The sequence below is a fragment of the Cryobacterium algoritolerans genome (assembly GCF_004402785.1).
Taxonomy (GTDB): domain Bacteria; phylum Actinomycetota; class Actinomycetes; order Actinomycetales; family Microbacteriaceae; genus Cryobacterium; species Cryobacterium algoritolerans.
Window position 1 is genome coordinate 1 of sequence record NZ_SOFP01000038.1, and the last position, 8913, is coordinate 8913.

The 8913-nt window shown below is 70.0% G+C and carries 12 protein-coding genes; 11 read left to right on the top strand and 1 reads right to left on the bottom strand.

Annotated features, from left to right (window positions below; all coding sequences use genetic code 11):
• Positions 1–620: C40 family peptidase (locus E3O19_RS07055; RefSeq protein ID WP_166804505.1), on the top strand; the 620-nt coding region annotated here is incomplete at its 5' end.
• A 146-nt stretch (positions 621–766) separates the two neighbouring features.
• Here E3O19_RS07055 and E3O19_RS07060 read toward each other — a convergent pair.
• The gene (locus E3O19_RS07060) at positions 767–1258 is read right to left on the bottom strand and encodes an inorganic diphosphatase (protein WP_134566517.1); all 492 of its coding nucleotides are present in this window, start codon (positions 1256–1258) and stop codon (positions 767–769) included.
• 45 nt (positions 1259–1303) lie between these two features.
• Between E3O19_RS07060 and tilS the strand changes: the two genes are divergently transcribed.
• The 10 genes from tilS to E3O19_RS07110 all read left to right on the top strand — a co-directional run.
• Entirely contained in the window at positions 1304–2347 is a 1044-nt protein-coding gene (tilS, locus tag E3O19_RS07065) for a tRNA lysidine(34) synthetase TilS (protein WP_134566519.1), read from the top strand.
• Positions 2328–2879 carry a hypoxanthine phosphoribosyltransferase gene (gene hpt / locus E3O19_RS07070; protein WP_134566521.1) on the top strand — a complete coding sequence of 184 codons (552 nt, stop codon included), beginning with the start codon at positions 2328–2330 and terminating at the stop codon, positions 2877–2879. Before tilS ends, hpt begins: the two co-directional genes overlap by 20 nt.
• A gap of 63 nt (positions 2880–2942) precedes the next feature.
• Complete coding sequence (ftsH, locus tag E3O19_RS07075) at positions 2943–4955, top strand: ATP-dependent zinc metalloprotease FtsH (protein ID WP_134566523.1); 2013 nt, start codon at positions 2943–2945, stop codon at positions 4953–4955.
• Positions 4956–4962: 7 nt separating this feature from the next.
• Positions 4963–5562 (top strand): GTP cyclohydrolase I, encoded by a 600-nt coding sequence (gene folE, locus E3O19_RS07080; protein WP_134566525.1) that lies wholly within the window; start codon positions 4963–4965, stop codon positions 5560–5562.
• A 17-nt stretch (positions 5563–5579) separates the two neighbouring features.
• On the top strand, positions 5580–6374 hold the full coding sequence (gene folP / locus E3O19_RS07085; RefSeq protein ID WP_134566534.1) for a dihydropteroate synthase: 795 nt from the start codon (positions 5580–5582) through the stop codon (positions 6372–6374).
• Positions 6371–6736: a dihydroneopterin aldolase gene (gene folB / locus E3O19_RS07090; RefSeq protein WP_134566527.1), complete on the top strand. Its 366-nt coding sequence runs from the start codon at positions 6371–6373 to the stop codon at positions 6734–6736. Before folP ends, folB begins: the two co-directional genes overlap by 4 nt.
• A gap of 5 nt (positions 6737–6741) precedes the next feature.
• Positions 6742–7323: a 2-amino-4-hydroxy-6-hydroxymethyldihydropteridine diphosphokinase gene (folK, locus tag E3O19_RS07095; RefSeq protein WP_241981255.1), complete on the top strand. Its 582-nt coding sequence runs from the start codon at positions 6742–6744 to the stop codon at positions 7321–7323.
• Positions 7320–7793 (top strand): DUF3180 domain-containing protein, encoded by a 474-nt coding sequence (locus E3O19_RS07100; RefSeq protein ID WP_134566531.1) that lies wholly within the window; start codon positions 7320–7322, stop codon positions 7791–7793. The genes folK and E3O19_RS07100 overlap by 4 nt, the downstream gene beginning before the upstream one ends.
• Entirely contained in the window at positions 7786–8289 is a 504-nt protein-coding gene (locus tag E3O19_RS07105) for a PH domain-containing protein (protein WP_241981256.1), read from the top strand. The genes E3O19_RS07100 and E3O19_RS07105 overlap by 8 nt, the downstream gene beginning before the upstream one ends.
• Positions 8286–8913 (top strand): PH domain-containing protein (locus E3O19_RS07110; protein ID WP_166804506.1); only part of this gene is annotated, 628 nt, incomplete at its 3' end. The genes E3O19_RS07105 and E3O19_RS07110, both read left to right, overlap by 4 nt.

The window sequence follows — 8913 nt, forward strand, 5'->3', positions numbered from 1 at the left end:
CGGCTCGCGCCGCGGCCGATCAGGCGGCGGCGCAGGCGGCTGCGGCGGCCGGTGCGGCCAACAAGCCGCCCACGGTGACCAACAAGCCGGCTCCCGTGGCACCGGCATCCGGGGGTGCGGCTCCGGCCCCAGCCCCGGCTCCTGCCCCGGCTACGGCTCCTGCCCCGGCTACGGCTCCTGCCCCGGCTACGGCTCCTGCCCCGGCTACGGCTCCTGCCCCGGCTCCTGCCCCCAATCGCAACGCCGTGGACGTGGCCATCGCCTTCGCCAGCGCCCAGCTCGGCGACCGTTACGGCCTCGGCGGGTTCGGCCCCGACGTCTGGGACTGTTCCGGGCTGACCAAAGCGGCCTACGCCGCGGCCGGGGTGTACATCGGATCCCATTCGGCGACCAACCAGTACCGCACGATGGCCAGTGCGGGGCGGCTTGTTCCGTTCTCGGAGGTGCAGCGTGGCGACCTGGTCTTCTGGACCAGCGGCGGCGGGGACTTCTACCACAACGCGATCTATGTCGGGGGTGGACAGATCATCGAGGCCGCCGACTATGGCAAGCCCGTGCGCATCCACAGCATCTGGTCGCCCGGCGACGTCGCCCCCTACGTCGGTCGCCCCACCGGCTGACCCGCAGCATCCGTCGCCCGCGCGTCATTCTGGTTTCGCGAGAGTGCAGTTTTGGCCCCTTCCGAACAGCGGAAGGGGCCAAAACTGCACTCTCGCGTTCAAACCAACGCGACGGAGCTGGCGCCCCGAGGGGGTAACGGGACGGACTAGTGGCCTTCGGCGGCCAGCTTGGCGATGCCGTCGCGCACGATCTGGTCGGCCTCGACGGCGTCCCCCCAGCCCTCGGTCTTGACCCACTTGTTCGGCTCGAGGTCCTTGTAGTGCTCGAAGAAGTGCTCGATCTCCTTGCGGGTGTACTCGGGGATGTCGGTGACGTCCTGGATGTAGTCCCAGCGTGGGTCGCCGGCCGGAACGGCGATGACCTTCGCGTCGGAGCCGCCGTCATCGGTCATGTTGAAGACGCCGACCGGCCGCACGGACACGCCCACGCCCGGGAAGAGCGGGAAGTCGAGCAGCACGAGCACGTCGACGGGGTCGCCGTCGAGGCCGAGCGTGTTTTCGAAGAAGCCATAGTCGGTCGGGTAGACGAAGCTCGTGTAGAGCACCCGGTCCAGGTACACCCGCCCGGTCTCGTGGTCGACCTCATACTTGTTGCGGCTCCCGCGGGGAATCTCAATCACTGCGTCGTATTCGGCCATGGCCTGGTTTCTCCCTTGATCAAAGTCTGCGGCTAACGTTACTGGATGCAGCAACCACCGCGCCCGAGACTGACCCCGGCCATCAATGATGTGCGCCGGATGGTGCGCGACGCGCTCCCGGCCGGCGGGCTCGTGCTGGTCGGGTTGAGCGGGGGAGCGGACTCCCTCGCCCTCGCAGCGGGCTGCGCGTTCGAGGCGGGCAAGGCCGGCATCCGGGCCGGCGCCGTCATCGTCGACCACGCCCTGCAGGCAGGGTCGGCAGATGTCGCGGCCACCGCGGCCGGGCAGGCCGCCATGCTCGGGCTCGCCCCGGTGCTCGTACTCCGGGTCACGGTCGGGCACGAAGCGGCCGGGGACGGTCCGGAGGCCGCCGCCCGCACCGCCCGCTACGCCGCCTTCGACACGGCCCTGGCTGAGACCGGCGCGAGTCACATCCTGCTCGGCCACACCCTCGACGACCAGGCGGAGACGGTGCTGCTCGGCCTGGCCAGGGGATCGGGGCCGACCAGCTTGCAGGGCATGGCGACGGCGAGCGGACCCTACCTGCGCCCGCTGCTCGGCCTGCGCCGGAGCGTCACGCGTCAGTTCTGCGCCGACGCCGGCCTGGCGCCCTGGCAGGATCCGCACAACCTCGAGCCGCGCTTCACCCGGGTGCGGGTGCGGGAGACCGTGCTGCCGTTGCTCGAACGCGAGCTCGGCCCCGGCGTCGCCGAGGCGCTCGCCCGCACTGCCGAGCAGCTGCGGGAGGATTCGGCAACGCTGGACGCCCTCGCCCGCGGGATCAGCAACGAACTCGGCGAGCCGGCGGGCGACGGAACGCACAGGGTCAGCGTGGCCGTGCTCGCGGCCAGCCCGCCCGCGCTGCGGCAGCGGAGCATCCGTTTCTTCGCCGAACGCGAGTACGGGGTGTCGCTCGGACGGGTACACACACTCGCCGTCGCGCGCCTGGTCACCGACTGGCACGGGCAGAAGGCGCTCGATCTGCCAGGCATTAGAGTTGTACGGCAGGACGGATGGTTGATCTTCTCCGGGCCTGGACCCGCACCGAGCAAAGGACCCTCTCGCTCCCATGGAACCACGCGACATTGACGGCGACCTCACCGAAATTCTGATCGAGGAAGCGGACATCCGCGCCAGGCTGGCCGAACTGTGCCGCCGGATCGAGGCCGACTACGCCGGCAAGGACCTGCTGCTCGTCGGCGTGCTCAAGGGCGCCGTCATGGTGATGGCCGACCTGGCCCGCGAACTCAAGCACCCGATCACGATGGACTGGATGGCCGTGAGCTCCTACGGCTCCGGGACCCAGTCGAGCGGCGTCGTCCGGATCCTCAAAGACCTCGACACCGACCTGCACGGTCGCAATGTGCTCATCGTCGAGGACATCATCGACTCCGGGTTGACCCTGTCCTGGCTGATCGCCAACCTCAAGTCGCGTGAACCGGAATCCGTGGAGATCTGCGCTCTGCTTCGCAAGCCGGATGCCGCCCGGGTCGACATCGACGTGAAGTACCTCGGCTTCGACATTCCGAACCAGTTCGTCGTCGGCTACGGCCTGGACTACGACGAGAAGTACCGCAACCTCCGCTCGGTCGGTGTGCTCGCGCCGCACATCTACGCCTAGCGATCGCGCTCAGGGCGAACACACGGCGACCACCCAGTGGCGGCACGATAGCCTGTGACAACCATGAACGTCAAGAAGCTACTGCGCGGGCCACTCCTCTACATCATCCTGGCGATCATCGCCGTGTGGGTAGGGTCGAGTCTCATCACCATGTCGGGGTTCAAAGAGATCCCCACCCAGCAGGGACTCGAGTTCCTGAAAGACGGGAAAGTCTCCCAGGCCAAGATCGTCGACGGTGACCAGCGGGTCGACCTGACACTCATCAAGGCCGACAAGACCCTGGGCAACCAGGTGCAGTTCTACTACGTCGCCCCGCGCGGCGCTGAGGTCGTGGACTCCGTCACCAGCGCGAACCTGAAGGACGGCTTCACCGACGAGGTGCCGCAGTCGAGCTGGTTCCTCTCGTTGCTGAGCATCCTTCTCCCGTTGCTCCTGATTGGTGTCTTCTTCTGGCTGATGCTCTCCGGCATGCAGGGCGGCGGCAATAAGGTCATGCAGTTCGGCAAGTCCAAGGCCAAGCTGGTCTCCAAGGAGAGCCCGCAGGTCACCTTCGCGGATGTCGCGGGCGCCGACGAGGCGATCGAGGAGCTCGAGGAGATCAAGGACTTCCTCAAGGAGCCCGCGAAGTTCCAGGCCGTCGGCGCGCGCATCCCCAAGGGCGTGCTGCTCTACGGCCCTCCCGGCACCGGTAAGACCCTGCTGGCCCGCGCCGTGGCCGGCGAGGCCGGGGTGCCGTTCTACTCCATCTCCGGCTCCGACTTCGTGGAGATGTTCGTCGGCGTCGGCGCCAGTCGCGTGCGTGACCTGTTCCAGCAGGCGAAGGAGAACGCCCCGGCCATCATCTTCATCGACGAGATCGACGCCGTCGGCCGCCACCGCGGCGCCGGCATGGGCGGCGGTCACGACGAACGCGAGCAGACCCTCAACCAGTTGCTGGTCGAGATGGACGGCTTCGACGTCAAGGCCAACGTCATCCTGATCGCCGCGACCAACCGGCCGGACATCCTCGACCCGGCACTGCTGCGCCCCGGCCGTTTCGACCGCCAGATCGGCGTCGACGCGCCCGACATGCTCGGCCGCAAGCGCATCCTCGAGGTGCACGCCAAGGGCAAGCCGATGGCGAAGGGTGTCGACCTCGAGGTCCTCGCCCGCAAGACCCCCGGCTTCACCGGTGCCGACCTGGCCAACGTGCTCAACGAGGCCGCGCTGCTCACCGCGCGCTCCAACGCGCAGCTGATCGACAACCGCGCCCTCGACGAGGCCGTCGACCGGGTGATGGCCGGCCCGCAGCGCCGCACCCGCATCATGCGCGACAAGGAAAAGCTGATCACGGCCTACCACGAGGGCGGGCACGCCCTCGTGGCCACCGCGATGAACAACACCGACCCGGTGACCAAGATCACCATCCTCCCGCGCGGCCGGGCCCTCGGCTACACCATGGTCATGCCGCTGGAAGACCGCTACTCCGTCTCCCGCAACGAACTGCTCGACCAGCTCGCCTACGCGATGGGCGGACGCGTCGCCGAAGAGATGATCTTCCACGACCCGACCACGGGTGCCTCCAACGACATCGAGAAGGCCACCGCCACTGCCCGCAAGATGGTCACCGAGTTCGGCATGAGCGCGGCCGTCGGCCCGCTCAAGCTGGGCCAGTCCTCCGGCGAGGTCTTCCTCGGCCGTGACATGGGCCACCAGCGCGACTACTCGGAGCGGATGGCGGAGAGCGTCGACAAGGAGGTGCGCGAGCTTCTCGAGGCGGCGCACGACGAGGCCTATGAGGTGCTCGGGCGCAACCGGGCCATCCTCGACAAGCTGGCCGCCGCGCTGCTCGAACACGAGACGCTCAGCCAGGCCGAACTCGCGCCGATCTTCGCGGACGTCGAGAAGCTCCCGCCCAGAGCGCAGTGGCTCTCCAGCACCAACCGTCCGGTTTCCGACCTGCCGCCGATCGAGATGCCCCTTCCCAAGGCCCCGATTGTCGACGGCGTCGTCGACGGCGGGGTCTCCAGCGGCGATACCGCCCCGAGCAAACCGAAGCGCGCGCCCGCCCGCACCCCGCGTCCCGCCACCGCGTAGGCGCCGGGTGGCAGTCGACAGGACGCGGATCGAGGCCGCGGTCGTTGAACTCCTCGCCGCGATCGGCGAGGACGTCTCCCGGCCCGGCCTCGAGGAGACCCCGCGGCGCGTCGCCGAGTCCTACAGCGAATACTTCGCCGGGCTCGGCGTCGACCCGCTCGACCACCTGCGGGACACGATCCCGGTCGGCCCGGCCACGGGCGAGCTCGTGCTCGTGCGCGACCTCGCGTTCCGCTCCGTCTGCGAGCACCACCTACTGCCGTTCATCGGCCGCGCCCACCTGGCCTACCTGCCGGGCGACCGGGTGGTCGGCCTCGGCCGCCTGCCCGCCGTGGTCGACACCCTCGCCGCGCGCCCCCAGGTGCAGGAGCGCCTGACCGAGGAGATCGCCGAGGCGCTGCAGGCGGGCCTGGCCCCGCGCGGCATCCTTGTGGTGCTCGACGCCGTGCACGGCTGCGTGACCACCCGAGGTCCCCGCCAGAGCGCCAGTTCGACCGTGACCATGGCCACCCGCGGCGAGCTTTCCGACCCGGCGAACCGCGCGGAGATCATGGCCCTGATCGGCTCGGGTCTGGTCGGGACCGGTCTGGTCGGGACCGGGCAGTGACCCCGTCGACGCAGGTGATGGGGGTGCTCAACGTCACTCCCGACTCGTTCAGCGACGGCGGCAAATGGGCCACCACGGATGCTGCGATCAGCCACGGCCTCGCCCTGCAGGCCGAGGGCGCCGACCTGATCGACGTGGGCGGTGAGTCCACCCGTCCCGGCGCGGGGCGCGTCTCGCCCGCCGACGAACAGTCCCGGATCATCCCGGTGATCACCGAACTGGCCCGGCAGGGCGTGGTGGTCAGCGTGGACACCCTCAACGCGGGCACCGCCGCGGCAGCCGCCGCGGCCGGCGCCGTCATCATCAACGACGTCTCCGGTGGCCTCGCGGACCCGCGGATGGCCTCCGTCGCCGCCGACACCGGGCTGACCTATATCGCCATGCACTGGCGCGGGCACGCACAGAAGATGGATTCCCTGGCGGTCTACGGCGACGTCGTCGCCGAGGTGCTCGCCGAGCTGTCCTGGCGGGTTGACGCCCTCACCAACGCGGGCGTGCGGCGCGACAAGATCGTGCTCGATCCCGGCCTCGGCTTCGCGAAGCTCCCGGCGCACAACTGGCAGCTGCTCGCGAATCTGGACGCGTTCGACACCCTCGGGCTACCGGTCATGGTCGGCGCCTCGCGCAAGCGTTTCCTCGCCGGGGTTCTCCCGGAGACCGCCGGCATCGAGGCGCGCGACCTGCCGACCGCGGTGCTCAGTGTGTTCGCCGCCCAGGCCGGGGCGTGGGCGGTGCGTGTGCACGATGTCGCGGCGACGCGCACGGCGCTGAATGTGCTCGCCGTGGTGGACTCCGCCAGAATGGAACCATGACAAGCGACTCCATCACCCTCACCGGGCTGCGGGTCACCGCGCACCACGGCGTCTACGACTTCGAGCGCGAGAATGGCCAGGACTTCGTCGTCGACGTCACGGTGTGGCTCGATCTGCGGGGCGCTGCACACTCCGACGACCTGGCCGGCACCATCCACTACGGCGAACTCGCGGTCGAGGTGACGGATGCCGCCAGGGCGAACCCGGTGGACCTGATCGAGACCGTCGCCGAACGCATCGCCGCCGTGGTGCTCGCCCATCAGGCGGCCGAACGCGTGCAGGTCACCGTTCACAAACCAGAGGCCCCGATCTCGGTGCCGTTCACCGACGTCGCCGTGCAGATCACCCGGTCCCGGCCATGAACCCGGTGTCCGCGGGCACAGGTCCCGCCGACCCGGCGCGTGCCGAGGCGCCTGCCGACCCGGGCCCTGCCGACCCGCACGCCGAGCCGGTTGTGCTCGCTCTGGGCAGCAACCTCGGCGACCGTGCGAGGACCCTCGCCGCGGCCGTGCGGGCGCTCGCCGACCTGCCCGGCTTCGACCTGACCGGCGTCTCTCCGGCGTTCGAGTCCGCTGCCGTGAAACCGTCCGGCGTGGACGAGACGGCGCCCCGCTACCTCAACTCGGTGGTCGCCGGGCGCTACACCGGTACCCCGCAGGCCCTGCTCGACGCCGTCAACCGGATCGAAGCGGACCACGGCCGGGAGCGCGCCGAACGCTGGGGCGACCGCACCCTCGACATCGACATCATCGTCTTCGGCACCCTCGAGGTCTCCGACGCCCGGTTGACGATCCCGCATCCGCTCGCCCACGAACGCGACTTCGTGCTCGCGCCGTGGCTGGAACTGGACCCGGAGGCGGTCATTCCCGGGCGTGGTCCGGTGCTCGCCCTGCTCGCCGACCTCCACCCCACTGTGACGCCCTACCGGGAGATCGGCGGCTCCCGATGAAGCGCACCCAGCCGGGCACCGTCATCCTGCTGCTCCTGGTCGGGCTGGTGGTCGGGTTCCTGCTCGAGGTGACCGCGGCCACGACCGGGTCGCCCATCCTGATCCTCCCGATCACCCTGCCGATCGCCCTCGTCGTCATCGGCGTGGCCGTCGCCCTGCTGGCCTGGCCGATCCGGCAGGCCACCCACGGCAAACCCGGCCGGCGTGTCGACCCGTTCATGGCCATGCGGGTGGCGGTGCTCGCGAAGGCATCCGCGTTCAGCGGGGCGCTGTTCCTCGGCGCCGGCCTCGGCATCGTGCTCTACGTCTTCACCCGCTCGGTGGTGCCGACGGTAACATCGGTATGGCTCGCCATCGGCATGGCGATCGGCGCCGCACTGCTCCTCACGGGCGGTCTGGTCGCCGAGCACTTCTGCACCCTGCCCCCCGATGACGACGACGAGAACGAGCGGGGAGAAGTGCGTGCCTGAACCTGAAGCGCCACGCCGGCTGGACCTGCCGGGCGTCTCCGAATGGCAGCGGGTCTCCCCGCGCCATGTCCTGGTGGAGATCGTCGGCACGGTGCTCTTCGGCCTCGCCCTCTGCGGCGGCGCCGTACTGCTGTGGCTCGTCGTCGGCGTGGAGTGGGCGCCCTACCTGATCGCGGCGATTGTGCTGGTCACCGTGATCACCGTGCTCTTCGAGCCGCGCCGGGTACGCGCCATCGGCTATCAGCTTCGGCAGGACGACCTCCTGTTCCGGCGGGGCATCATGTTCGCGCGGTTCGTGTCGGTGCCCTACGGGCGGATGCAGCTGGTCGACATCACCCGGGGGCCGATCGCCCGCTGGCTCGGCCTGGCGGACCTGAAATTCGTCACCGCGGCCGCCTCCTCCGGTGTGCTCATCCCCGGCCTGGCTGAGGCCGACGCGGAGAGCCTGCGCGACCGGCTGGTCGAGCTGGCCGAGAGCCGCCGGGCCGGGCTGTGACCAGCCTCGCCGACGGTGAATGGCACCGGCTGCATCCGGCCAGCCCGCTCCTGCGCGGCGGGATCTTCATCGTCGCGGTGCTCGGCTTCATCGTGGCGAACCTGCGCGAACGGCTGATCGACTTCTTCTTCGGGGTGCCCGGCTACGGCGGCGACCCGATCGATGAGATCATGCGGCGCGGCGCGGTCGGCTGGGCGCTGCTCATCGTCGCCGTTCTGCTCGTGCTGATCCTGCTCGGCTTCTATCTCTCCTGGCGCATGCACACGTTCCGGGTCAGTGACGAGGTTGTCGAGGTACGCAGCGGACTCGTCTTCCGCAGCAACCGGCGGGCCAGGCTCGACCGGATCCAGGGCGTCAACATCGTGCGCCCGTTCCTGCCCCGGTTGTTCGGGGCGGCGAAACTCGAGGTCAGCGTGGCCGGTCAGGACGCGAACGTGCAGCTGGCCTACCTGGGCTCTGCCCTGGCGGATGCCCTGCGCCGCGACATCCTGCACCTGGCCTCCGGACTCCGCCAGCCCGCCGCCGCGGCTGCAGCGGCAGCGGTCGCCGCGCACGGCACCGCCGTCGTCGACCCTGGAACCGGCGCGGGCGGCCAGGACACGACCCCGCCGGACGCCGCGCAGC

Bases quoted from the DNA above. Each gene is read 5' to 3' on its own strand.
- folB (WP_134566527.1), top strand. From the start codon at position 6,371: ATGACAAGCGACTCCATCACCCTCACCGGGCTGCGGGTCACCGCGCAC.
- hpt (WP_134566521.1), top strand. From the start codon at position 2,328: ATGGAACCACGCGACATTGACGGCGACCTCACCGAAATTCTGATCGAG.
- E3O19_RS07100 (WP_134566531.1), top strand. From the start codon at position 7,320: ATGAAGCGCACCCAGCCGGGCACCGTCATCCTGCTGCTCCTGGTCGGG.
- folP (WP_134566534.1), top strand. From the start codon at position 5,580: ATGGGGGTGCTCAACGTCACTCCCGACTCGTTCAGCGACGGCGGCAAA.
- E3O19_RS07060 (WP_134566517.1), bottom strand. From the start codon at position 1,258: ATGGCCGAATACGACGCAGTGATTGAGATTCCCCGCGGGAGCCGCAAC.
- ftsH (WP_134566523.1), top strand. From the start codon at position 2,943: ATGAACGTCAAGAAGCTACTGCGCGGGCCACTCCTCTACATCATCCTG.
- tilS (WP_134566519.1), top strand. From the start codon at position 1,304: ATGCAGCAACCACCGCGCCCGAGACTGACCCCGGCCATCAATGATGTG.